The 22,430-nt window shown below is 64.0% G+C and carries 24 protein-coding genes; 10 read left to right on the top strand and 14 right to left on the bottom strand.

What is annotated here, in order from left to right; genetic code table 11:
* Positions 1 to 34: 34 nt before the first annotated feature.
* Positions 35 to 766 carry a hypothetical protein gene (locus tag NP3_RS40855; RefSeq protein ID WP_063047059.1) on the bottom strand — a complete coding sequence of 244 codons (732 nt, stop codon included), beginning with the start codon at positions 764 to 766 and terminating at the stop codon, positions 35 to 37.
* Between the two features lie 121 nt (positions 767 to 887).
* Complete coding sequence (locus tag NP3_RS40850; protein ID WP_157124887.1) at positions 888 to 2,570, bottom strand: WS/DGAT domain-containing protein; 1,683 nt, start codon at positions 2,568 to 2,570, stop codon at positions 888 to 890.
* Between the two features lie 167 nt (positions 2,571 to 2,737).
* On the opposite strand from NP3_RS40850, the gene qcrB reads away from it, so the two are divergent.
* Positions 2,738 to 4,363, top strand: coding sequence for a cytochrome bc1 complex cytochrome b subunit (gene qcrB, locus NP3_RS40845; protein ID WP_063047057.1), 1,626 nt, complete (start codon positions 2,738 to 2,740; stop codon positions 4,361 to 4,363).
* An 82-nt stretch (positions 4,364 to 4,445) separates the two neighbouring features.
* Here the strand turns inward: qcrB and NP3_RS40840 are convergent, their stop codons facing one another.
* Complete coding sequence (locus NP3_RS40840) at positions 4,446 to 4,655, bottom strand: DUF397 domain-containing protein (RefSeq protein ID WP_063047056.1); 210 nt, start codon at positions 4,653 to 4,655, stop codon at positions 4,446 to 4,448.
* 420 nt (positions 4,656 to 5,075) lie between these two features.
* On the opposite strand from NP3_RS40840, the gene NP3_RS40835 reads away from it, so the two are divergent.
* The 3 genes from NP3_RS40835 to NP3_RS40825 are packed head-to-tail and all read left to right on the top strand — an operon-like array spanning position 5,076 to position 7,264.
* Positions 5,076 to 5,564: a DUF309 domain-containing protein gene (locus NP3_RS40835; RefSeq protein ID WP_063047076.1), complete on the top strand. Its 489-nt coding sequence runs from the start codon at positions 5,076 to 5,078 to the stop codon at positions 5,562 to 5,564.
* Positions 5,565 to 5,584: 20 nt separating this feature from the next.
* Positions 5,585 to 6,517, top strand: a complete 933-nt coding sequence (gluQRS, locus tag NP3_RS40830; RefSeq protein ID WP_157124886.1) for a tRNA glutamyl-Q(34) synthetase GluQRS — start codon at positions 5,585 to 5,587, stop codon at positions 6,515 to 6,517.
* A gap of 45 nt (positions 6,518 to 6,562) precedes the next feature.
* A complete protein-coding gene (locus tag NP3_RS40825) occupies positions 6,563 to 7,264 on the top strand; it encodes an RDD family protein (protein ID WP_063047055.1) in 702 nt (233 codons plus the stop codon).
* Between the two features lie 65 nt (positions 7,265 to 7,329).
* Here NP3_RS40825 and NP3_RS40820 read toward each other — a convergent pair whose 3' ends face one another.
* Positions 7,330 to 7,842: a DUF4190 domain-containing protein gene (locus NP3_RS40820; RefSeq protein WP_063047054.1), complete on the bottom strand. Its 513-nt coding sequence runs from the start codon at positions 7,840 to 7,842 to the stop codon at positions 7,330 to 7,332.
* A gap of 29 nt (positions 7,843 to 7,871) precedes the next feature.
* On the opposite strand from NP3_RS40820, the gene NP3_RS40815 reads away from it, so the two are divergent.
* The gene (locus tag NP3_RS40815) at positions 7,872 to 8,654 is read left to right on the top strand and encodes a queuosine precursor transporter (RefSeq protein ID WP_245721316.1); all 783 of its coding nucleotides are present in this window, start codon (positions 7,872 to 7,874) and stop codon (positions 8,652 to 8,654) included.
* A 29-nt stretch (positions 8,655 to 8,683) separates the two neighbouring features.
* On the opposite strand, the gene tgt is transcribed toward NP3_RS40815, so the two are convergent.
* From tgt to NP3_RS40790, 5 genes are all read right to left on the bottom strand, one after another.
* The gene (tgt, locus tag NP3_RS40810; protein ID WP_063047053.1) at positions 8,684 to 9,937 is read right to left on the bottom strand and encodes a tRNA guanosine(34) transglycosylase Tgt; all 1,254 of its coding nucleotides are present in this window, start codon (positions 9,935 to 9,937) and stop codon (positions 8,684 to 8,686) included.
* A gap of 109 nt (positions 9,938 to 10,046) precedes the next feature.
* On the bottom strand, positions 10,047 to 11,960 hold the full coding sequence (locus NP3_RS40805; protein ID WP_063047052.1) for an ABC transporter ATP-binding protein: 1,914 nt from the start codon (positions 11,958 to 11,960) through the stop codon (positions 10,047 to 10,049).
* Positions 11,957 to 13,765: an ABC transporter ATP-binding protein gene (locus tag NP3_RS40800; RefSeq protein ID WP_084509597.1), complete on the bottom strand. Its 1,809-nt coding sequence runs from the start codon at positions 13,763 to 13,765 to the stop codon at positions 11,957 to 11,959. Before NP3_RS40800 ends, NP3_RS40805 begins: the two co-directional genes overlap by 4 nt.
* A 104-nt stretch (positions 13,766 to 13,869) precedes the next feature.
* Complete coding sequence (locus NP3_RS40795) at positions 13,870 to 14,364, bottom strand: RrF2 family transcriptional regulator (protein ID WP_063047051.1); 495 nt, start codon at positions 14,362 to 14,364, stop codon at positions 13,870 to 13,872.
* A 38-nt stretch (positions 14,365 to 14,402) separates the two neighbouring features.
* Positions 14,403 to 14,996 (bottom strand): TetR/AcrR family transcriptional regulator, encoded by a 594-nt coding sequence (locus NP3_RS40790; RefSeq protein WP_063047050.1) that lies wholly within the window; start codon positions 14,994 to 14,996, stop codon positions 14,403 to 14,405.
* A 243-nt stretch (positions 14,997 to 15,239) separates the two neighbouring features.
* On the opposite strand from NP3_RS40790, the gene NP3_RS40785 reads away from it, so the two are divergent.
* A complete protein-coding gene (locus NP3_RS40785) occupies positions 15,240 to 17,537 on the top strand; it encodes an MMPL family transporter (RefSeq protein WP_063047049.1) in 2,298 nt (765 codons plus the stop codon).
* Between the two features lie 179 nt (positions 17,538 to 17,716).
* On the opposite strand, the gene NP3_RS40780 is transcribed toward NP3_RS40785, so the two are convergent.
* Entirely contained in the window at positions 17,717 to 17,968 is a 252-nt protein-coding gene (locus NP3_RS40780) for a hypothetical protein (RefSeq protein ID WP_245721321.1), read from the bottom strand.
* Between the two features lie 178 nt (positions 17,969 to 18,146).
* Between NP3_RS40780 and NP3_RS40775 the strand changes: the two genes are divergently transcribed.
* Positions 18,147 to 19,037, top strand: a complete 891-nt coding sequence (locus NP3_RS40775; protein ID WP_245721315.1) for an EamA family transporter — start codon at positions 18,147 to 18,149, stop codon at positions 19,035 to 19,037.
* Here the strand turns inward: NP3_RS40775 and NP3_RS40770 are convergent.
* Together NP3_RS40770 and NP3_RS40765 are read right to left on the bottom strand one after the other, a co-directional pair.
* Positions 19,034 to 19,234 (bottom strand): hypothetical protein, encoded by a 201-nt coding sequence (locus tag NP3_RS40770; RefSeq protein ID WP_063047073.1) that lies wholly within the window; start codon positions 19,232 to 19,234, stop codon positions 19,034 to 19,036. The two genes, NP3_RS40775 and NP3_RS40770, sit on opposite strands and share 4 nt — an antisense overlap.
* A gap of 163 nt (positions 19,235 to 19,397) precedes the next feature.
* Positions 19,398 to 19,613 carry a hypothetical protein gene (locus NP3_RS40765; RefSeq protein WP_063047047.1) on the bottom strand — a complete coding sequence of 72 codons (216 nt, stop codon included), beginning with the start codon at positions 19,611 to 19,613 and terminating at the stop codon, positions 19,398 to 19,400.
* Positions 19,614 to 19,757: 144 nt separating this feature from the next.
* Here NP3_RS40765 and NP3_RS40760 point away from each other — a divergent pair, with 144 nt between their 5' ends.
* Genes NP3_RS40760 through NP3_RS40750 form a run of 3 tightly spaced genes read left to right on the top strand, consistent with a single transcriptional unit; the run spans position 19,758 to position 20,505 of the window.
* Complete coding sequence (locus tag NP3_RS40760) at positions 19,758 to 20,045, top strand: DUF6191 domain-containing protein (protein ID WP_063047046.1); 288 nt, start codon at positions 19,758 to 19,760, stop codon at positions 20,043 to 20,045.
* 41 nt (positions 20,046 to 20,086) lie between these two features.
* Positions 20,087 to 20,287: a ribbon-helix-helix domain-containing protein gene (locus NP3_RS40755; RefSeq protein ID WP_063047045.1), complete on the top strand. Its 201-nt coding sequence runs from the start codon at positions 20,087 to 20,089 to the stop codon at positions 20,285 to 20,287.
* A gap of 44 nt (positions 20,288 to 20,331) precedes the next feature.
* Positions 20,332 to 20,505 carry a hypothetical protein gene (locus tag NP3_RS40750; RefSeq protein WP_157124885.1) on the top strand — a complete coding sequence of 58 codons (174 nt, stop codon included), beginning with the start codon at positions 20,332 to 20,334 and terminating at the stop codon, positions 20,503 to 20,505.
* 263 nt (positions 20,506 to 20,768) lie between these two features.
* Here the strand turns inward: NP3_RS40750 and NP3_RS48620 are convergent, their stop codons facing one another.
* Both NP3_RS48620 and NP3_RS40735 read right to left on the bottom strand, forming a co-directional pair.
* Positions 20,769 to 21,959, bottom strand: a complete 1,191-nt coding sequence (locus NP3_RS48620) for a hypothetical protein (protein WP_218025035.1) — start codon at positions 21,957 to 21,959, stop codon at positions 20,769 to 20,771.
* Positions 21,960 to 21,985: 26 nt separating this feature from the next.
* The coding region (locus NP3_RS40735; protein ID WP_218025034.1) for a hypothetical protein at positions 21,986 to 22,430 on the bottom strand (445 nt) is incomplete at its 5' end.

Below are 22,430 nucleotides of genomic sequence, written 5' to 3'. Positions count from 1 at the left end.
GTTGTCCAGGCAGCCGAGCCACCGGCCGACAGGCTCAGTTGCCGAACACCGTGGTCATGATCTGGGTGGCCCATTTGTTCATCGGCTGAACGACATTCAGGTAGGTCCAGCGGGTGGGGCGAACGACGGTGATGCGCCAGGCGGTGGCCAGGCTAATGAGGATGGGGCGCAGGATTATGCGGTAAATGGCGCGGCAGGGGGTTACTACGAGAACGCCGACGATGGCGGTTGCGCCGAGCCAGCCGCAGATCAGGGCGGTGCGGAGTAGCCGCCACAGGGGGTGCAGGATCCAGCGCCAGAGTTGGTAGGCGGGCCAGGCGATCAGGTATTTGCACCCCAGGTACAGGACCCGCAGGGTGATGGCGGCGATCGGGAGCAGGATGTTTTTCGTGAGCCAGGTCAAGGCTGGGCGCAAGATTCGGCGCCAGAGGAAGACCTCGACTGCGCGGCGGAGGGGGCGCAGGAAGTAGTCGAGGGCGAAGGTGGCCAGTGGGGTGAGGACCAGACCCCAGAGGACGTAGTGCAGGAGCCAACCCCAGAGGAAGTCCTTGACGAAAGCCCAAGCGGGGCGGAGCAACCAGTGCCAGGCGAGGTGGCAGATCGGGTCGAGTAGGTGGTTCCAGATGTAGGTCAGGGCAGCGGCGGTGATGCGGCCGAGCAGCTTGACGCCCTCCCACACGAGGCGCAGTGGGATCAGGAGCACGATCGCGATGAGGCGTGCGATCCACTGGCCGACCGAGGTGGAGTCGGTTGGTGATGTGGTCATGGCTGCCCCCGCTCGATTGCCGCCGCAGCTATCTCCGCCCGGATGTGCAGGCGTTCAATGCATTCGAACATGCCGATGTCGCTCGGACATGAGTAGAAGTACGGCGTCGGGCTGCGGTGAATCACCCGGTTGAGGTTTCGGGCTCGCCCAATTCGGCCATGGCACAGTCGAATACCTCGTTCAGCGCATCGCGTAGCAGGTCGACGTAATTATCGATGTCCGGTAGCGCGGCGGTGTCGGCGTGGATCGAGACGGTGACGGTGTCGCCGAGGCCGTGTACACCGTGAGTCAGGTGCATGACCGAGCCGATCGCGGGGAAACCACCGGTGAATCGGACGGGTGCGCCGCAGAAGGTCAGGTCGGCGGGGCCGCGGTGGACGCTGGACACCACGGTATGTCCGGCGATGGAGTCGGGGACGGTGTCGAGCGGGTAGCGCTCGATATCGCGGCGCATTAGCGGGGCGGGGATGACGGCGGTGACGCGGTCCTGCGCGGTGAGCAGTGGATGCTGGGCGCGGGTTCGGCGATCGGCGAGGGCTGCGGCGATCTTGTTCGCGCGAGCCAGTAGGTCCGGTTCGTCGATGAAAAGGTCGACACCGAGGCTTCGATAGTTGTTGCGAGCCGCTATCCAATTGCCGGACAAGGCCATCGGCACTTGCGCGCCCAGGCGGTCCGCTCGCTCACCTCGCGCGGTTAGATAGCGATCAAGTGCGATCGACACGGCGGTCAGCGCGACCACGGTCACGGTGCAGCCCGGGATGCGCAGCCGTTCGGCATCGCAGACGATCATCCGTGCCTGATGGGCGTGCCCATCTGTCGCATCGCTCCGGTTCAGCAGACTCGGTGAGAACGCGGGCCCCGGCCCCGGAAGCCTTCCCGCAGTGGTCAATTCGGCCAATTCCTGTTGCGCCCGGAAGGCCTGATAGCCACGAATCGCTGTGCGCGCGAACTGAATCGGCATCCGAAGCAGGGCGGGCACCGAGTACACATACATGGGATCCACCGGCGCCGCTTCGGCCACTGCCGCACCGAGGCGTCGGCCGAGGTCGGCAGCATGCCGACCCAGCATCCGAGCAACCGAATCTCGCAATACAGCAACCGGCGCGGCACAAAAGGCGCCATCGGCAACTGGCGCGGTGTCGGCAATCGGCGCAGCTCCGGCGGCTTGCTCAGCCGAAACGCACTGCTCGACCCGAGCAACTGATTCCGACACCACAGCAACCGGGGCAGCATCGGCAACCGGGGCCGCACTGACGACCGGCTCGGCGGCGGCGACCCGCTCGGCCGCCACGAACTGCCCGTCCCGCGCAGCTGCCTCAGCCCCATGACCCGCACCAACCTCGGAAAACAACCCCCTGGCGATCTCCGCACCCCGTCGCCCGTCCGCCAACGCATGCGACATCTGCAATACAGCTACCATTGCCGGTCCAGCACCCCCCGGCGCACCGACGACCCCGCGAAACACATGCAACCGCCACGGTCGCACCGCGGCGTCCACGCCGGTACCGAGCAGTTTGCCGAGCACCTCACACACATTCGGCCAATCCGGTGCCGGAAGGATATGTTCCACAAATTGCTCGGCACGGAATTCACACCGAACCCATGCCGGATAGTCCAGATCTCCGGGCAGCTCGCGCAGCCGCACCGACAGGTCGGCGATCTCCGCACTGCGGTGCGCGACGAACTCGCGCAGTTGCGCACCGGAACGCCCGGAATCGTCGAAGCAATACAGCATGAAGAGGTCATTTCGGGTACGACCCGACAGCCAGTACATCGTCGCGTCCTGGGCGGCCACCGTACTCACGACTCGACGATATGACACCGGTCAGCGGGAGGTATCGGCAGGCACCGGGAAACTGAATGATCTTGTTCCACATTGCGGTTCAGGGAAACCTATCGATTCCCGGCTGATCCCCTGCTACCGTCTGTAGTAGAACACATACCACCACTCACCAGAGCGGGGTGTCGGCCATGGCTATTGACATAGGTCGTAAGGCAGGCGAACAAGCCAACTCCTTCGACGAGCGATATCAGGCCGCGAGATTCATCAAACGGTCGATCAACAAGGTTTTCCCGACCCACTGGTCGTTCTTACTCGGCGAGATCGCGCTCTACAGCTTCATCATCCTGGTGCTGTCCGGTACCTATCTGACGCTGTACTTCGACCCATCGATGGCCGAGGTCACCTACAACGGCGCCTACCAGCCGCTGCGCGGGGTGTCCATGACCCGCGCCTACGAGACGGCGCTGAACCTCTCCTTCGAGGTCCGCGGCGGTTTGTTCGTGCGCCAGGTCCACCATTGGGCCGCACTGCTTTTCGCGGCCTCGATCATCGTGCACCTGTTTCGGATCTTCTTCACCGGCGCGTTCCGCAAGCCGCGCGAAGCGAACTGGGTACTCGGCTCGCTGCTGCTGATCCTGGCCATGTTCGAGGGGTACTTCGGCTACTCGCTGCCCGACGACCTGCTCTCGGGCACCGGCCTGCGGGCGGCGTTCTCGTCCATCACGCTCGGCATTCCGCTCATCGGCACCTGGATGCACTGGTTGATGTTCGGCGGCGACTATCCGGGCGAGATCATCCTTCCGCGCCTGTTCATCGCGCACGTGCTGCTGTTCCCCGGCATCATGCTCGCGCTGATCGCCGCGCATATCGCGCTGGTCTGGTATCAGAAGCACACCCAGTTCCCGGGTCCCGGCCGCACCGAACGCAATGTGATCGGCACGCGCATCGTGCCGGTGTTCTCGCTGGATCAGGGCGCGTTCTTCGCGTTCACCCTCGGTGTCGTCGCACTTATGGGCGGCCTGCTGCAGATCAACCCGATCTGGGCCTTCGGGCCCTACAGCCCGGCCAAGGTATCGGCGGGCACCCAGCCGGACTTCTACATGATGTGGACAGACGGCATGATGCGCCTGATCCCGCCCTGGGAGCTGTATCCGGGCCGCTATACCGTGCCCGCACCGTTCTGGGGTGCGATGATCATGGGCTTGGTCTTCACCGTGCTGATCGCCTATCCGTGGATCGAACGGCGCCTGACCAAGGACACCGCGCACCACAACCTGCTGCAGCGCCCGCGTGACGTGCCGGTTCGCACCGCGATCGGTGCGATGGCAATCACCTTCTACGTGGTACTGACGCTGTCCTGCGTGAACGACATCATCGCCTACAAATTCGATGTCTCACTGAACGCGACCACCTGGGTCGGCCGGATCGGCATTCTGACCCTGCCCGCGGTGGCCTACTTCGCCGCTTACCGCATCTGCCTGGGCCTGCAGCGCAGCGACCGCGCGGTGCTGGAGCACGGCATCGAGACCGGCATTATCAGGCGGCTGCCACACGGCGAGTACATCGAGATCCACCAGCCGCTCGGTCCGGTCGACGAGCACGGTCACCCGATTCCGTTGACCTATCAGGGCGCGCCGGTGCCGAAGAAGATGAACAAGCTCGGCTCAGCGGGCAAGCCGGGTACCGGCGGATTCTTCCGACCCGATCCGTGGCAGGAGTCCCGCGCGCATATGGCGGCCGAGCATGAGGAAGAGCGCAAGCAGCTCGCCGTGCTACGCGCAGCTCAGGAGGAGACCGACGGCCAGCACCACTGAGAAAAGACCGCTGAGCACCTGCGAAGGCCCCGAGTCCGTGCCGACCCGGGGCCCGTGCTGTTGGTTCGAACGCACCTGTTGTTCAGGACCGTCCGAACTCCCCCTTTGACATTCCGTTTAGGAACGCGTTCCACTCGCCGGGCGTAAACGCCAACAACGGACCGTAGCCGTTGTCTTTGGTGTCGCGGACCGCCACGTTGCCGTCGACGAGAAATGCGACTTCCACGCAGTTCCCGTCGGGGCCGCTGTATGTGCTCTTACGCCACACAGCGCCCGTCAAGTCAACTTCCACGCCACTAGCTCCTTTGCTGCGTCGAGAACGAGATTATTCTTCTGACATCGTTCTAACTAGCACCGGCATCCGGCGCGGAACGCCGAATCCCGCGGTGCGCCTTGCCAAAGCGCGCGACTTTCACGGTGCGTCGTGATCGCACTTGCACTTTGAGGTTAATTCACCTCGCGGGTCGACCCCGCGCGCTAAAGGGTAGCAGGTTCCTCGAGAATTTGCCGATCTCTTGCCCATTCAATGCTCGCATTTGCCAATCTTGCGAAGATGACGAGTTGCGGAGACATTGCCGGAAGATGACATCCATTCATATGTTTGCTGGGCAGCAAACTTTTTGGGATGTGATTGCTCCGTGATCCGTCAATTAATCATGATCGAACCAACTCGGGTGGACGCCTTCGACTCCAGCCGTGGATGATGGGCAGCATGGTCGAACGCCCGCGCGACGAGGCAGGTCGCGCACGTAATCCCCGCCCACGCGACCGGTTCGGGCGGCCGCTGCCGGTCGGCAGCGTCGGCGTGCCGCGAATTCCGGACGACCTGAATCTGCCGCCCCAGCAAACCCTTTCCTACGCCCAGCAACTGCTGGATGACGGCCTGGCATTCAACGCACACGAGGTATTGGAGGCCGCGTGGAAGAACGGGCCGTTCGCCGAAAGGATGCTGTGGCAGGGTCTGGCGCAATATGCGGTCGGTCTGACCCACATCCAGCGCGCGAATCCGAAGGGCGCGCGCACTCTGCTGACCCGTGCGGTGACCCGGCTGCGCGCCTATGCGGCCGACCGAAACACTGCTGTGCCATACGGAATCGACCGCCCGGGTCTCATCGCGCACGCCGAGGACCTGCTGGCCGCCCTCGACAGCGGAACCTCGATTACCGAAGACCGACTCAAGCCGCGTCTGCTGATCCGTTGACCCGCACCGGAGCCCCTAGCATGGCAAACGTGCCAGTAGTCAGAAATCCAGCAGGCAGATACGCCCCGAGCCCCTCGGGCGATCTGCACATCGGAAATCTGCGCACCGCGGTGCTGGCCTGGTTGTTCGCACGATCGACCGGACGCCGCTTCGTGCTCCGGATCGACGATCTGGATCGCGTCCGGCCGGGCGCCGAACAGCGCCAACTGGCGGATCTCGCCGCGATCGGACTGGATTGGGACGGCCCCGTAGTCCGGCAGAGCGACCGGCTGCCGCACTATCGAGCGGCCATCGATCGGCTCACGGCGGCCGGGCTCACCTACGAGTGCTATTGCACCCGAAGGGAAATCCAGCAGGCCGCGACCGCACCGCACGGACCGCTCGGCCACTATCCGGGCACCTGCCGTGATCTGACCGAAGCCGAGCGGGCCGCGCATCGCACCGACGGACGCCCGGCCGCGCTGCGGTTGCGTGCGAGCGCAACCGAATTCGAGATCACCGATGAATTGCACGGGCGTTACCGCGGACCCGTCGACGATGTCGTACTGCGCCGCGGCGACGGAATTCCGGCGTACAACCTGGCCGTTGTCGTCGACGATGCGGAACAGGGCATCGATCAGGTGGTCCGCGGTGACGATCTGCTGCCGTCGACCCCACGCCAGGCCTATCTCGCGACGCTGCTCGACCTTCCGGTTCCGCACTACGCACATGTTCCGCTGGTGCTGAATGCCGCGGGCAAGCGACTGGCCAAACGCGACGGCGCGGTGACACTCGCCGATCAGCTCGCCCTCGGCAATACACCCGATCGGGTCGCGGCCGCACTGGCCAGTTCCCTGGGCTATCCCCCGATTTCGCCCGCCGAGCTACTCGACGAGTTCGACCCGGCCGCTCTGACCCAGGAACCGTGGATACTCGACGAGAATGGGTTGTTGCAACCCGCGCGATGTCCGTAACGTACGCAATCGACCGATCTACTGATCACTGACGAGGACACACATATGACAAGCGGTGGGTACGACCCCAACCAATATCCGCAAGGCGGGCAACAATACCCAGGCGGCCAGCAGTACCCGCAGGGTGGACAGCCCCAGTACGGCCAGCAGCCGCCGCAGTACGGACAACAGCCCCAGTACGGCCAGCAGCCGCCGCAGTACGGACAGCAGCCCCAGTACGGACAACAGCCGCAATACGGTCAGCAGCCGCAGGATCCCTACGGCCAGCAGCAGCCCTACCCCCAGCAGCCCTATGGCGAGCAGCCGGGATACGGATACGGCGGACAGCCCGGTGATATCGGCGTCCGCATCGGCGCCCGCGTCATCGATCACCTGATCGTCGGCATCCCGATCTCCATCATCATCACGCTCATCGTGGGCTCCGGACTCGGCGGGCAGATCGTGACCGGTCTGGTCGGCGCGATCGCAGGGCTCGCGTACTTCGTCGGCATGGAGACCTCGCAGGGCACCACCCTCGGCAAGAAGATCCTGGGCCTCAAGGTCGTCGCCCCCGGCGGCGCGGCGAAGATCACCCCCGAGGTTTCGCTGAAGCGCAACCTCTATGTCGCCCTGGGCATCATTCCGTGCATCGGTGGCCTGGCCGAGCTCGGCCTGGTCATCTACATGATCATCACCACCTCGCAGGACCCGAACAAGCAGGGCTGGCACGACAAGTTCGCGGGCGGCACCCAGGTCGTCAAGGCCTGATCGCAGACCCCGGATACAGCTCAGGGGCGCTCCCGATTTCGGGAGCGCCCCTGATGTTTCGAGTCTTATGTCGTCGAGAGCGCGACGTTGAGAATCACATAGACGATTGCGAGCACGATGCCGCCCGCACCCACCCAGATACCGGCCAGCGCCAGGCCGCGGCCCTCCTGTCCGCGCTCCTTGATCTGGTTGAGCGCGATGACACCGAGCACGATCCCGACGATCGAACCGATGCAGGTGCACAGCCCGACCACGGAGGCGACCAGCGAACCGATCGCGAGTCCATTAGTGCCCTGGGCATGCTGCGGATAGCCGTACGGCTGATACGCGCCCGGATAGGCCGGGGTCTGCGGGTACGGCTGCTGCGGGCCGGCGACCGGCTGCTGCGGGTAGCTCGGGTACTGCGACTGCGGCTGAGGTGGCGGCGTCGGAGCCGGTTGCTGCGGGTACTGCGGCGCGGAAGGGTACTGCGGTGCCGAGGGGTACTGCGGAACCGACCCCTGGGAGCCAGCCTCCGGCGACACGCCTTCGCCGCCGTACTGTTTCCACCATTCGTCGGAATCGCCGGGATTCGTCATTGGTACAGCCTATTCCACAACCTGGTTGGATGAAGCGCGTGAGTGAGTCCCAAACAGTCGAAGAACACCCAGAATCTGGGGGCCCCGCGGCGGCCCACGCGGCATTCGCCGTCGCCGCGCGGGGCTACTACACCCCCGTCGTCGCCCTGTTCACCGCGACGCTGATCATCTCGAATATCTGCGCAACCAAAGGCGTCCAATTCTTCACCGATCATTCGGTGAAGCTGGGCCCCATCGAGATCCTGCCGATCTCCACCGACGGTGCGTGGTTCCTGTTCCCCCTGGCCTACATCATCGGCGACGTCCTGAGCGAGGTGTACGGCTTCAAGGCCGCCCGCCGGGCCATCTACTACGGCTTCGCCATCCTGCTGCTCGCGGTCATCTGCTTCAAGATCGCCATCGAGCTGCCCGCCGCCACCTTCTACGACAATCAGGAAGCCTTCCGATCCGTCATCGGCACCACCCCGCAGCTGGTCGCCGCGGGCCTGGCCGGATACTTCGTCGGCGAGATGCTGAATTCGGCCTCGCTGGTATTTATCAAGGAGAAGACCAAGGAGAAGCACCTGTGGGCGCGGCTGATCGGCTCCACGGTCGTCGGCGAATTCGGTGACACGCTGATCTTCTGCTCGATCGCGGCCACCGCCATCGGCATCGACAGCTGGGGACAGTTCGTGAACTACGTGATCGTCGGCTTCGTCTGGAAGACGCTCGCCGAGGTCATCGTGCTGCCGATCACCTACCGGGTGATCGCCTTCTTGAAGAAGCACGAGCCGAGCTACGCACCCCGCGAAACTCCCGCGCTCCTGAGCTGAAAGTTATTGTCCGCGTCCGGACCTCGGAGTCACGGGGTCCGGATCCGACCTTTCCAGCGACCTAGCGTTTCGGCCTTGTACTCGTCGAAGCAGCCGCTCTCGATGCTCTCGCGAATCCGGTCGACGAGCCGAATCGTGTAACGCTCGTTGTGAATCGTGCACAGCGTCGAGGCCAGCATCTCCTTGGCCTTGAACAGGTGGTGGATATAGGCGCGAGTGTAGTTCGCGCAGGTGTAGCAGTCGCAGGTGTCGTCGATCGGGGTGAAGTCGCGGCGGAATCTGGCGGTATTGATATTGAATCTGCCCTCGGCGACATAGATCGCCGCATTGCGCGCGACCCGGGACGGGTTCACACAGTCGAAGGTGTCCGCTCCGTTCTCCACCGCGACGAAGATGTCCTCCGGTTCGCTGATGCCGAGCATGTGCCGCGGCTTGTCCTCGGGCAGTTCATCGCAGCACCAGCCGACGATGGCGCCGAGATTGTGTTTCTCCAGTGCGCCGCCGATGCCGTAACCGTCGAAACCCGTTCCGGCACTACCGCGCAGCGATTCCAGTTCCCGACAGGCCTTGCGCCGCAGGTCTTCGTACTGCGCGCCCTGGATCACCGCAAACAGCGCCTGATACGGGCGATGGGTGCGCGCGGCGGTCAGGCGTTCGTGCTCGTCGATGCAACGCTGCGCCCATTCGTGCGTGCGCTGCAGCGACTTCTCCTGGTAGGCACGGGTATTCAGCAGAGTGGTCAGCTCGTCGAAGGCGAACATGATATCCGCGCCGAGTTGATGCTGGATACCCATCGAAACCTCTGGGGTGAACCGGTGTTTCGAGCCGTCCAGGTGCGAGCGGAAGGTGACGCCGTCATCGTCGACGGTGGCCAAACGCTCTTTGCCTTTGGCGATCACGTCATCGCTTCGGACGTCGACCGCCTCCATGGCCAGCACCTTCTTGAAGCCGACACCCAGCGACATCACCTGGAAGCCGCCGCTGTCGGTGAAGGTCGGGCCGGGCCAGTTCATGAATTTGCTCAGCCCACCCGCCTCGTCCACGATGTCCGGGCCCGGCTGCAGGTACAGGTGGTAGGCATTCGCCAGCAGCGCCTGCGCGCCGAGTTCCTGCATGGTCTCGGGCAGCACCGCCTTCACCGTCGCCTTGGTGCCGACCGGAATGAATGCGGGCGTCGCGATATCACCGTGCGGTGTGCTGATCACGCCCGTTCGACCGTGTCGCCCCGGGATGCGGGTACCGACGGTGAACGAGAAAGCTCCAGGATCAGCCACGCTGTACATCCTCTCAGGCACGCCGCAGTGCCCCGCATCATGCTGTCGCTCAGCCAATAGGCATCGCGTACAACGCACACGTTATGCGCGATAGCTGCCCGCTATGCGATACCGCGGCTCAGGCCTCGGCGGCGGCCGCGGCGAACTGAGCGTTGTAGAGGCGGTAATAGGCGCCGCGTTCTTCGAGAAGGCGCTCGTGGTTGCCGTGTTCGACAATGCGACCCGCCTCCATGACGACGATCAGGTCGGCGTCACGGATGGTGGACAGGCGGTGGGCGATGACGAAGCTGGTGCGGTCCCGGCGCAGGGCGGCGGTCGCGTGCTGGACCAGCGCCTCGGTTCGGGTGTCGACCGAACTCGTCGCCTCGTCCAGGACCAGGATGGACGGCTTGGCCAGGAAGGCGCGGGCAATGGTGATCAGCTGCTTCTCACCAGCGCTGACGCCCGAACCCTCCGCATCGATGACCGTGTCGTAACCGTGCGGCAGCGCGTGTACGAAGCGGTCGACATAGGCGGCGCGAGCGGCCTCGAGAATATCCGCATCGCTCGCATTCGGATTGCCGTAGGCGATGTTCTCCCGGATGGTGCCCTTGAACAGCCAGGTGTCCTGTAGCACCATGCCGATCCTGGACCGCAGGTGATCGCGGGTGATCTCGGTGATATCGACGCCGTCGATGGTGATGGTGCCCGCGTCGAGTTCGTAGAACCGCAGCAGCAGATTCACCAGGGTGGTCTTGCCCGCGCCGGTCGGACCGACGATGGCGACCACATGTCCCGGTTCGGCGACCAGCGACAGCCGCTCGATGACCGGCGTCTCCGGTTCGTAGCGGAACGACACCGCCTCGAACTCCACCCGGCCGCGATCGACCGGACGGGTGTTCTCCATGACCGGATCCGCCGATTGCTCCTCGGCATCGAGGATCTCGAAGATCCGCTCGGCCGATGCGACACCGGATTGCAGCAGGTTGGCCATCGCGCCGATCTGGGTCAGCGGCTGGCTGAACTGCCGGGAGTACTGGATGAAGGCCTGCACCTCACCGAGCGACAGATTGCCGGTCGCCACTCGCAGCCCGCCGACCAGCGCCACCAGCACGAAATTCACATTCCCGAGGAACATGATCGCGGGCATGATCAGCCCGGAGATGAACTGCGCCTTGAAACTCGACTCGTAGAGATCGTTGTTGCGCTTGTCGAATTCCTGCCCGACCTCGCGGTTGCGGCCGAATGCGGTGACCACCTCGTGCCCGGTGAAGGCCTCCTCGACCTGGGCGTTCACCATGCCGGTGTACTTCCACTGGTTCACGAAATGCGGTTTGGAGCGTTTGGCGATCTGCGTGGTGACCACGATCGCGGCGGGCACGGTGAGCAGGGCGATCAACGCGAGCAGCGGCGAAATCCAGAACATCATGATCAGGATGCCGATCACCGAGAACAGCGAAAGGATCAGCTGGCTCATGGTCTGCTGCAGGGTCTGCGACACATTGTCGACGTCATTGGTGACGCGGCTGAGCAGGTCACCGCGCGGTGTGGAATCGAAGTAGCGCAATGGAAGTCGATGGATCTTGTCCTCGACATCGCTGCGCAGCCGCTTCACGGTGCGGTTGATGACGATATTGAGCAGGAAGGACTGCAGCCAGCTGAAGACCGCGGCGCCGATATAGAGCAGCAGTACCAGCATCAGCACCCGACCGACCGCACCGAAATCCACACCGACACCGGGAGTGACATTCATCGCGCCGAGCATGTCGGCGAAGGTGTTGTCGCCCGCGGCCCGTAGGCGCTGGATCGCCTCTTCTTTGGTGATGCCGCTCTGCAATCGGCGGCCGACGACACCATCGAATACCACGTTGGTGGCCTTGCCGAGGATGTAGGGGCCGAGCGTATTCAGCACCACCGAGATGATCGCGAGCCCGACGATCACGCCGACATACGCGCGCTCGGGCGCCAGCCTGCGCAACAACCGCTGCAGCGACGGACCGAACGATTTCGCTTTCGCATCCGGCGCACCGGGATTCACTGCTCCGGGTCTCATCGGATCTCCTCCCGCCGGGTCCGATACCCGTCACCGCTCGCATCGGGCGGCGATACGTTGCGCTTGGCGAGCACGACGGCCTCATCGGCGCCGAGCTGCGAGGCGACGATCTCCTGGTATTCCGCGCAATCGCGCATCAGCTGCTCATGAGTGCCGATCCCGGCCATCACGCCGTCCTCGAGCACCACGATCTGATCGGCATCGCGGATGGTGGTAACCCGTTGCGCCACAATGATTACCGAGGCATCCCTGGTCTCCGGCCGCAATGCCTCGCGCAGTCGGGCATCGGTGGCGACATCCAGTGCGGAGAACGAATCGTCGAACAGGTAGACCCGCGGCTTCTTGACCAGCGCCCGCGCGATGGCCAAGCGCTGACGCTGTCCACCCGAAACGGTCGTGCCGCCCTGCGCGACAGGTGTTTCCAGACCCTGCGGCATATCGCGCACGAAGTCGGCGGCCTGGGCGATCTCCAGACATCGCCACAGTTCCTCGTCGGTGGCGTCCGGTTTGCCGTAGCGCAGATTGCTCGCGATGGTGCCGGAGAACAGATATGCCTTCTGCGGCACCAGACCGATCTGTTCACGCAGCACTTCGAGGGCGATGTGACGCACATCGGTGCCGCCGACGTAGACCGCGCCATCGGTCACATCGATGAGCCGGGGAATCAGATTGAGCAGTGTCGTCTTGCCCGCGCCGGTGGAACCGACGATCGCCGTGGTCGTACCCGGCTCGACCTGGAACCGGATCGCGGACAGCACCGGTTTCTCCGCACCGGGAAAGGCGAATTCGGCGAATTGCAGATCTACCTGCGCCGGATCGCCCTTGAACGGCTGCGGCAGCCGCGGCGGCAGCACCGAGGTTTCGGTCTCGAGTACCTCACCGATCCGGTCGGCCGAGACGGCCGCGCGCGGCGCCATCATGGCCAGGAACGAGGCCATCATGACGGCCATCAGAATCTGCATGATGTAGGACAGCATCGCGGTGAGCGAGCCGATCTGCATTTTGCCGTCGTTGATGAGGTGTCCGCCGAACCAGATCACCCCGACGGCAGTGATATTGCTGATCAGCATCACCAGCGGGAACATCAGTGCCATCAGCCGCCCAACCCGCAGCGAGGATTCGGTGAGTTCGGTGTTGGCCACGCCGAAGCGCCAGGTCTCCTGCCGTTCGCGCACGAACGCGCGCACCACCCGGATACCCGTGATCTGCTCGCGCAGCACCCGGTTGACCTCATCGATCCGGTGCTGCATATCGCGGAAGCCGGGCACCATCTTCGCCACGATGACACCCATCGAAATGGCAAGCGCGGGCACCGCGATGAGCAGCAGCCAGGACAGACCGAGGTCTTCGCGCAGCGCCATGAATATGCCGCCGACACACATGATCGGCGCCATCACCAGGATGGTGGCCGACATCACGATCAGCAGCTGAACCTGCTGAATATCGTTGGTATTGCGGGTGATGAGCGAGGGCGCGCCGAACAGGCCGACCTCGCGCGCGGAGAAGGTGCCGACCCGGTGCAGCACCGCGCCGCGCAGATCCCGGCCCGCGCCCATCGCGGCCTGCGCGCCGAGATAGACCGAGCAGGCCGAGGCGATGATCTGCACGCCGGTGACGGCGAGCATCCACAGACCGGTGGTCCAGATGTAGCCGATATCGCCCTTGGTGACACCGTTATCGATCAGGTCGGCGTTCAGGGTCGGCAGGTACAGCATCGCGATGACCGAGATGAGTTGTAGGCCGACGACGCCCGCCAATTGGGCCCGGTATGGGGCCAGATGAGTGCGAAGCAGTCTGATCAGCATGATGAAAAGGAGGCTACCGGCAATCCGCGCGGTCCGTCGCGAACATTCCTGACCAGCAGCGATGTTCGCGCGCGAGGGTTTCGGCCGGTGTGCTCCGATTCGAATTATCGTCGCGCCCAGGCACCGGGATCCTCGGTGAGTGTGCCGACGAATCCCGGCAGCCGGTCCTGCGCGATGTCATCGATGGAGACATTCTCCAGCACCGCACGAATATTCACTCGCAGCGCGATCCACACCCGCTGCAACGGTTCGGCCGCACCCGGGTACCGCACGTCCTCCGGACGCTCGCCGCGCACCGAGGCCAGTGGGCCCTCGATCGCACGGATGACATCGGCGATGGAGATCTGCGCGGCCGGGCGGGCCAGCCAATAGCCGCCGTCCGGGCCGCGCCTACTGGTCACCAGATCAGCTCTGCGCAATTCGGCGAGTACGGTCTCGAGCACCTTGGGCGGGATATGCTGCGCGGTCGAAATCGCCTCGGCCTTCACCACCGGGGCGACCTGCACGGCGACCCGATCCGACGCACGGTGGATCTGCGGTGCGCGGGCGATCTCCAATAGGGTCCGCACCGCGTAATCGACCCTCGCGGTGATGTGCACGGCGGCTACTCCCTGGCCTCTTCGGTGTTCGAACGAATCTACGCGGTGTGGCAGCCGGTCAGTACACAGGTGGCCGCGTCCAGAAGTGTGCGTTCCACCACGGAATCCTCCACCCCCGGCACGAGTTCGGTGGACAGCAGCGCGACCCCGAGCACTTCCAGTGCCGCACTGGCGCGTAGCTTGGCGACATCGTCGGCGCCGGGTCCGGCGAGCCATTCGCGCAGCACCCGAGTGGAATCCAGCATGTCCGGATACCGGTCGGCCATGACATTGATGATCGCGACGGTGTCGCGCACGCACAGCGCACCCGCGTCGCGATGGCGGATCATGCCGCGCAGATAGGCGCGCAACACGGCGCGCACGCCCTCCTCGTCGTGCGGGACGGCATCGATATCCTCGATCACCGAGCGCATGTGATCCACGATCGGATCGACGATCGCCAGTAACAGATCTAACTTCGAGGCGTAGTGATAGTAGAGCGAAGCCTTTGTGATTCCTACCGCATCCGCGACCTCGCGCAGGCTCGTCTGTTCGAAACCCTTGGCCCCGAACAGCTTTACCGCAGCGTCGCGGATGGCCATTTTTGTGCCGCCACCTGCGACAACAGCGTCGCCCGCGTCACGAACAATCATGGGATGATCCTCTCACCACTTATGCGCTGAGCTAACGTTGCCACCAGAATTGAGGTTGTACCTCCGCTTAGCTCCTGGGTAGTCTACCTACCGCACGGTAGGCAGAAAGCGTCAATTGGAGGCGGGGGCCGGCAGGGCAATCCCCGCGAGTGCTTGTCTACGCGCCACGAATCAGCACGTAACCAGCCATCCGTAGTGACTGCTTGCAGGTCGCTCGAAAAGGTCAGCTAGGAGAACCCTTTCGTGTCCGTTTATCTGTATAGATGGGGGAAGTTCGCTTTCCGCAGGAAATGGATAGTGCTTCCGGTCTGGATTGTCCTGTTCCTGCTACTCGGCGGCCTCGGCGCGCAGCTCAAGGAGCCGATGACCAATGACTTCAGCATGCCGGCGCTGCCGTCCGCCCGTGCCAACGACATTCTCGACAAGCACTTTCCCGGCGCCTCCGACGCCTTCAAATTCGACGCCGTCACCGGCACCTACGTCATCGCCGCGCCCGATGGGCAGAAGCTGACCGATCCGGCGAACCGGGCGGCGCTCGAGGCCTTCATCGCCAAACTCGGCACGCTCGACATCGTCGACCACAGCAAGCCGGTAATGGATCCGGTCGAGGCCGCCGAGAAGTCGGGCTGCATCACCGACCCGGATCCGTCCAAGTGCAGTGGCGCACCGCTGAACGTGCTCAGCAAGACGGCGCCCGACTCGGTCGCGTTCTTCAGCGTCCCGTTCACCATCAAGAAGTTCACCGACGTCACCGACGAGCAGCGCGAAGCCGCCTACAACGTCGCCAGCGATGCCCGCAATGCCGGGCTGCAGGTGGAGATGAGCGGCTCGATCGCGCAGAAGAACGAGGGACCGAGCGGTAAATCCGAGCAGATCGGCATGGGCATCGCGCTGGTCGTCATGATCATCGCCTTCGGCGCCATCGTCGCCGCCTTCGTGCCGATCATCACCGCGATCGTCGGCCTCGGCGCGGCCACCTCGCTGATCTTCCTCGGCACCTCGATCATCGAGGTACCCAGCTTCACCACCTTCCTCGCGTCCATGATCGGCATCGCGCTGTCGATCGACTACGCGCTGTTCATCGTGTCGCGCTACAAACATGAACTGGCAGTGCAGGATTCGCCGGAGGAGGCGGCCGGTACCGCACTCGGCACGGCGGGTTCGGCGGTGGTGTTCGCCGGTCTGACCGTCATCATCGCGCTCGGCGGGCTCAGCATCGTCGGCGTCCAGTTCATGACGTTCATGGGTCTGGGTGGTGCGATCGCCGCGGCGTTCGCGGTGCTCACCGCCATCACGCTGATGCCCGCGCTGCTCGGCGCGTTCGGCCGGTTCCTGTTCAAGCCGAAGCTGCCGATCGTGGCCCAGCACGATCCGGAGGACGACAAGTCGGTCACCAACGGCATGCGCGTCGGCCGTTTGATCGGTCGGGCGCCCGCGGTGACGCTGCTGCTCAGCGTGGTCGTGCTCGGTCTGCTCGCGGCACCCGCCGCCGGTCTGAACCTCGGCCTGCCCGGCGATGACAGCCAGCCGAAGACCTCCACCATCCGCAAGGCCTACGAACTGCGCACCGAGGGCTTCGGTGAGGGCAGCAACGGCGTGCTGAATGTCGCGGTGGACCTCACCAATGTGCCCGCCGACCGGCGCGCGGCCGCGGTGAACGCGCTGCGGTCCAAGCTCGCGTCGTACCCGGGCATGGATTACGTGACCGAGCCCAAGTGGAGCGGTGAGGACAAGGCGGGCGCACTGCTCGACGGCGTGCCGAAGTCGGGTCCGAACAACCAGGCCACCAAGGATCTGGTCAGCGACGCCCGCGATGCCGAAGCGCAGATGCAGTCCGAGTACGGCATCGAATACGGCATCACCGGCACCACGGCGATCTTCGCCGATGTCGACCATGTGCTGCTGAGCAAGATCGTGCCGTATCTGGCGATCGTGGCCGGTGCCGCATTCCTGCTGCTGATCCTGGTATTCCGCTCGATCCTGGTGCCGCTGACCGCGGCGCTCGGCTTCCTGCTCTCCATGGGGGCCACCTTCGGTGCGACCGTGCTGATCTTCCAGCAGGGCAAGCTCGGGCTGATCGAGGATCCGCATCCGCTGGTCAGCTTCCTGCCGATCATGCTGATCGGTCTGGTGTTCGGCCTGGCCATGGACTACCAGGTGTTCCTGGTGACTCGGATGCGCGAGGAATTCGTCGACGGAAAGTCGCCGAAGGAAGCGATGATCGCCGGTTATCACCACGGTGCCCGAGTCGTCACCGCGGCCGCGATCATCATGATCTCGGTGTTCGGCTCCTTCCTGCTGGAAACCGACATCACGGCGAAGTCGATGGGCTTCGCCTTGGCGGCGGGCGTGTTGATCGACGCGTTCATCGTCCGGATGGTCGTGATCCCATCGCTGCTGGTGCTGATGGGCAAATGGTCCTGGTGGATTCCGAAGTGGCTGGATCGGATCCTGCCGAATATCGACGTGGAAGGCGCGAAGCTGCGTGAGCTGCAGCAGCGGTCCGCGGAAACAGTGCGGGTGCCCGTCGGCGTGAGCTGATCGGAACCCCCGGCTCGGCCCCGCACCCGACTTCGGGTGCGGGGCCGAGTGCGTTCACCACCGAGCTGAGCGCGCCCGACGAGGTACGACAGCCGGTCTGAGGCGGCTGAGTTTCGAATTGGGAACGCTCCCACTGGAATTCTCCGATGACAACTCGAATTCCGTTGGGAGACCAGGCCTTACTGACTGGGCTGCGGGAGGTCACACTCCTCGACCCTCGGGTTCACACCCATGTAGTTGAGCGGACCGGCCAGCGCCGTCACGGCAATGGTGCCGAAACCAGCACAGTTGATCGGGGCGCTGTCGAAGTTGTGGCGCTGAACTGCGGCGACAACGCCGACGGCCAGCCAGATCATCAGAAGCATCGCAAACAGTCGCGCACCAGCGGAAGGCGCTGGTCTCGAATGGGTCACACGCTCGCGCATGGTCATCGCTTCCTTTCGCACTCGCGTACCAACTCGGATACCCGCACGCGAGACGATCACTCTCCGGCCGGATGAGCGCTTGTGCCGATCACCACAGATCGGGCATCGATCGGCAAGGTAAGCACCGTTTTCGAGAAACCGACCAGTCCATTGTCATTTACTTAGGACACCTAGCTTTCTGGCCGTGAAGGTTCAGCCACGTGCGGCTCGCGCGGTGCCCGCGCCCATCCTCATCCTCGCCGCTATGGTCAGTATCCAGCTGGGTGCGGGCTTGGCCAAGTATCTGTTCGAGATCATCGGCGCCAGCACGGCGGCAAGCGTGCGTCTGGTCTTCGCGGGCGCCATCGCACTGCTGCTGTGGCGGCCCTCGCTGCGCGTCGACCGCGCGGCACTACCCGGCATCATCGGCCTCGGTGTCGCCGTCGCCGGGATGAATCTGTGTTTCTATGCCGCCATCGAACGCATACCCCTCGGTATGGCGGTCACCCTGGATTTCCTCGGACCGCTCACCGTCGCGGTCATCGCCTCGCGGCGCCCGCGCGATCTGATGTGGACGCTGGTGGCCGGGCTGGGTGTGCTGCTGATGATGAAAACCGGTGGTTCGGTGTCGTGGACCGGCGTGCTGTTCGCGATTGCCGCGGGTGCGGGGTGGGGCGCCTACATCGCGTGCAGTGAGGTGGTCGGGAGGCATACCTCAGGACACGACGGTTTGGCGCTCGCGATGGCGTTCGGCGGTCTACTTGTGCTACCCGTCGCCTTCGCCAACGCGAGCCCGGCGCTGTTCGATCCCCTGGTGCTCGCGGCGCTCGCCGTTGTCGCGGTGCTGTCGTCGCTGGTGCCGCACGCCATCGAACTCGAAGCGCTGCGACGGATTTCGGCCGCCACCTTCGGTGTGCTGATGAGTCTGGAACCAGCGGTCGCGGCCGCGGCGGGACTGCTTTTGCTCGGCGAAGATCTCGCGCTCGTTCAGTGCGCCGGTATCGGCCTCGTCATCATCGCCTCGGCGGGTGCTTCCGGCAGTGGTTCGACGAAAGCTCCTGAGCCACAACGGAATCTGGAGCCGGTGCCGATCTAGGGACTCGGTTGCGGGACATTGCAATCGGCGATCTTCGGGTTCACGCCCATGTAGTTGAGCGGGCCCGCGAGGACGGTCAGGGCGATCGTGCCGAAGCCCGCACAGTTGATCGGACCGCTGTCGAAATAGTGCCGTTGCCCCGAGGCGACAACGCCGACGACCAACCAGAGCACGATCAGCACGCTGCCAAGTTTCATCTCGCCCATATCTCTCCCGCAAACCGCGCGCACGGGTTTCAGCGAATTGTCGCATCTTGCCGGGCGCGGGCGGGCGCGCCCGACCGCACGGCATGTCGCCGCCCGGCAGAGCACGCCCTGAGCCCTGAGGGTGGCCGAACCCTCGGAACTCAGCCCTCACGCGTTACTGGCTTGGTTGGGGCACATTGCAGTCGGAGATCTTCGGGTTCACGCCCATATAGTTGAGCGGACCGGCGATCACCGTCACCGCGATCGTGCCGAAGCCGGCGCAATTGACCGGACCGCTGTCGAAATAGTGCCGCTGCCCGGCGGCAACGACGCCGATCACCAGCCAGATCAGCACCAGCAGACTGCCGAATCGAAAATAGGGCTCTCTCATCTAACTCTCGCGAATCAATCCCGCGCGGCTCGTACTGCACCGCATCATCGCTGCGCACCCTCCCCGCGCTTACCTAATCGCCGTATACCCGCCCGCCGCCGACTTACCCAGGAACTCCACAGTCGGCGGATACGTTGCTGCCACATGGCGGATTTCCTGGGCTGGTCCATCCCTGGCTGGGTCCTACTGCTGATGGCCGTCGCCCTCTACGAAGCCCTGACGCGAAAACGCCGCAAACGCCGTAACCCCGTATCCGGCACCTTCACCGACGAGTTCACCGCCATGTTCTACGGGACGAAGCGGATGGAACTGGACCACCGGGACTCGGTGTCGATGCTGCGCGACGAGCAAGCGCAAGGTGCGCCGCCTCCGGTCGGGGTCGACCTGGACCGGCAAACCGTTGTCTTGCGGCGCCAGGATTCGCAGCGGTAACCCGGGCGACTCCTCGCCGCCAACATGTCACCCTCGTAGTTGTGACCATGCACTTTCGGCTGACCGATGAAATCGAAGCCATGGTTCGCGCACAGGCCGAGCGCGAAGGGCGGAGCATGAACGCCGTCATCAACGACGCAGTCGCCGAATACCTGGCGTACCGGCGGCATCGTGAAATGGTGCGGACCGAAATCGGTTGCGCGATCAGTGAGCATCACTCGCTATTGAACGAACTCCGGTGAGCAACTTCAGGAGCCATGCGGATTACCATCGAGGTATGGGTGGTATGAGGATCCAAATTGCCGTCCGACGTCCAGAGGTGGTCACGTTCATCGATGCGCACAGCGACAATCGGACCGCGAGCGTCGTGGAGGCGCTGAAGCGCGTCCAACGCCGCAGGTCGGCCGATGCCGAAGCGATCACCATCGGTGTGCGCCAGGCTTTCCCGGACGCGAACTAGAGACGATCGGTTCCCGGGACCCGGCCGGAAAGGTGCGCTGGGCCCGCGTGAGGATTCGTGCGCACGGCGCTGAATCAGGTAGCGGTAGCGACGATTCGCGCCTTGTCCACCGAGTCGAGTTGAGCACCTGCTCGACCTCGTACCGCATCGGCCCGCTATCGGCTGGCAGACGCGGCGAAGCAACATCCGGTGCGGATATAGATCGGTATGCCCGAGAGTGGTCCACACAACGACTTTGGGGCCTTATGCCGCTCCGGTACGTCTCAGTTCTGTTCCCGGCCGAGCCCGCGTTGACGTTCGCGTTCCGCGCGCTCACGTTCGCGTTGCTGGTGGATCGACCGGTCCCGTTCCGCTTCGGCGCGTGTCCGCGCTACGTCGGCGTCGATCATCTGATGCGGGTTCTCGCTGTTGAGTCCGAGAATGCCGATGATCTCCGGTGACAGTCCCGCCTCTCTCGCTGCCGCTCGGGCGTTCGCGCGTTCTTGCCCAGCTCGCGCTAAGGCTTCTTCGCGTTCCTGTTCCGGCGTCCGCCGCGGTACAGGTGGCAGGGCCGGGGGTTCTTGGCCGCGTACGGGTTTCATCTCCGGGACTACGGCATCGCGTTCGTTGTCTCGCGCTTGCCTCCACGCGGCTAGCACTTGCTCTTTCTGCCCATCACTGAGGAACGAACCGAAGCTATCGACCGTCTCCCGCGCCTGCGCATCCTCCCGCTCGCGGACTTCTCGCGCCTTCGGCGTGGAGTCGGTGTGTTCTCTCGCGACGGCGGACGGCTTGGTCGTGTCCTGGTCGCTTTCACGGACGCGCGGCTCGACGGGTTCCCGTTCAAGCGCTTTACTCTGCGGCGCTTTCTCCCGCTGCGGTCCGTCTTTCTCGCGAGCCGGTTCCTCGCGCTCTTTCGGCTCCCGCGCCCGGACAATCTCTCGGATCTTCTCCAAGCGTTTACGCGCGCGGTCAGCACGAGTCAGCTCGTACGCCCTGACCAATTCGAGTTGTTTGGACACCAAGGACTGGCCGAGCTGGATAGCTCGCAGCGCGTCTGCCCTGGATATCACCTGATGATCGAACCGGCCCGGAAAATCACGGGCCAGCGCTTGCATATCCTCGCGCACCTTATCCGGAAGCTTTTCACCTTCGACCGTTTCCCACGTGCTATATACAAGTTGACCGGAAGCAAGTCCGGCACGCTCTCTGGCTAGCTGCTCGCGCGCATCCTTCTCATTGACCCGTCCCGATTTACGTTCCATACTTCGGACTCCTCGGCCTTCGGTCTTCGCCGAATCCAGGACACGCGAACCTTTACCGGTTTCTATCTTGAATTGCCGCACCCATCCACGCTCAGGGGTTTCGCCGCGTATATACGCCCGACCGAGTTCGAAATACAGACCCCGTTCATAGTTGGTCAACCGTTCTCGTCGCCGGTAGTCGTCGTATTCGCCGGGCACGGCTGTACCCACCCCCATTCATGCAATGAATACTAGTTCTAGCCGTTTCGGGCCTTCCGCATATCGCGGGCAGCCGATGCGATCACGTAGTCCGCCATGCTCGGACCGTCATCCTCGAGGAATAGATAATCCGACATTGATACCATGCTTCGCACTTCCCTGCCGTTTCCGTCGTCTACGGCTGGACTGAAATCGGCATACAGCGGAGCACCGCTCCACTCAGGGCGGTTGGTCCATGTCATCCCTGCACGCCGGACAAAGCACTCACCGTAGAACCGAATAAATCGGTCCGCGGCTTCCCAATTTTCGGGCGCTAAGAATCCTTCACGGTCGCGGAAGAATTCTTTAACGGCTTCCAGGATCTCTTTCGTCATCGGCGGCTTCCACCACGTATCCGCATAAGTGGCGATGCCTGGCATTGTTTCGGCGAGGAAAGCTCGTATCTCCGATTCCATCCGCTCCGGGGCAACCCAGTCCAAGAAT

The sequence above is a fragment of the Nocardia pseudovaccinii NBRC 100343 genome (assembly GCF_001613225.1).
GTDB classification, from domain to species: Bacteria; Actinomycetota; Actinomycetes; order Mycobacteriales; family Mycobacteriaceae; genus Nocardia; species Nocardia pseudovaccinii.
The sequence above is the reverse complement of the archived record's forward strand: the minus strand, read 5'-3'. Positions and strand labels throughout refer to the sequence as shown.

Excerpts from the sequence above, each read along its gene's own strand:
- NP3_RS40855 (WP_063047059.1), bottom strand. The coding sequence starts at position 766 with ATGACCACATCACCAACCGACTCCACCTCGGTCGGCCAGTGGATCGCA.
- qcrB (WP_063047057.1), top strand. The coding sequence starts at position 2,738 with ATGGCTATTGACATAGGTCGTAAGGCAGGCGAACAAGCCAACTCCTTC.
- NP3_RS40835 (WP_063047076.1), top strand. The coding sequence starts at position 5,076 with ATGGTCGAACGCCCGCGCGACGAGGCAGGTCGCGCACGTAATCCCCGC.
- gluQRS (WP_157124886.1), top strand. The coding sequence starts at position 5,585 with ATGGCAAACGTGCCAGTAGTCAGAAATCCAGCAGGCAGATACGCCCCG.
- NP3_RS40825 (WP_063047055.1), top strand. The coding sequence starts at position 6,563 with ATGACAAGCGGTGGGTACGACCCCAACCAATATCCGCAAGGCGGGCAA.
- NP3_RS40820 (WP_063047054.1), bottom strand. The coding sequence starts at position 7,842 with ATGACGAATCCCGGCGATTCCGACGAATGGTGGAAACAGTACGGCGGC.
- NP3_RS40815 (WP_245721316.1), top strand. The coding sequence starts at position 7,872 with ATGAAGCGCGTGAGTGAGTCCCAAACAGTCGAAGAACACCCAGAATCT.
- tgt (WP_063047053.1), bottom strand. The coding sequence starts at position 9,937 with ATGTACAGCGTGGCTGATCCTGGAGCTTTCTCGTTCACCGTCGGTACC.
- NP3_RS40805 (WP_063047052.1), bottom strand. The coding sequence starts at position 11,960 with ATGAGACCCGGAGCAGTGAATCCCGGTGCGCCGGATGCGAAAGCGAAA.
- NP3_RS40800 (WP_084509597.1), bottom strand. The coding sequence starts at position 13,765 with ATGCTGATCAGACTGCTTCGCACTCATCTGGCCCCATACCGGGCCCAA.
- NP3_RS40790 (WP_063047050.1), bottom strand. The coding sequence starts at position 14,996 with ATGATTGTTCGTGACGCGGGCGACGCTGTTGTCGCAGGTGGCGGCACA.
- NP3_RS40780 (WP_245721321.1), bottom strand. The coding sequence starts at position 17,968 with ATGACCATGCGCGAGCGTGTGACCCATTCGAGACCAGCGCCTTCCGCT.
- NP3_RS40770 (WP_063047073.1), bottom strand. The coding sequence starts at position 19,234 with ATGAAACTTGGCAGCGTGCTGATCGTGCTCTGGTTGGTCGTCGGCGTT.
- NP3_RS40765 (WP_063047047.1), bottom strand. The coding sequence starts at position 19,613 with ATGAGAGAGCCCTATTTTCGATTCGGCAGTCTGCTGGTGCTGATCTGG.
- NP3_RS40760 (WP_063047046.1), top strand. The coding sequence starts at position 19,758 with ATGGCGGATTTCCTGGGCTGGTCCATCCCTGGCTGGGTCCTACTGCTG.
- NP3_RS40750 (WP_157124885.1), top strand. The coding sequence starts at position 20,332 with ATGAGGATCCAAATTGCCGTCCGACGTCCAGAGGTGGTCACGTTCATC.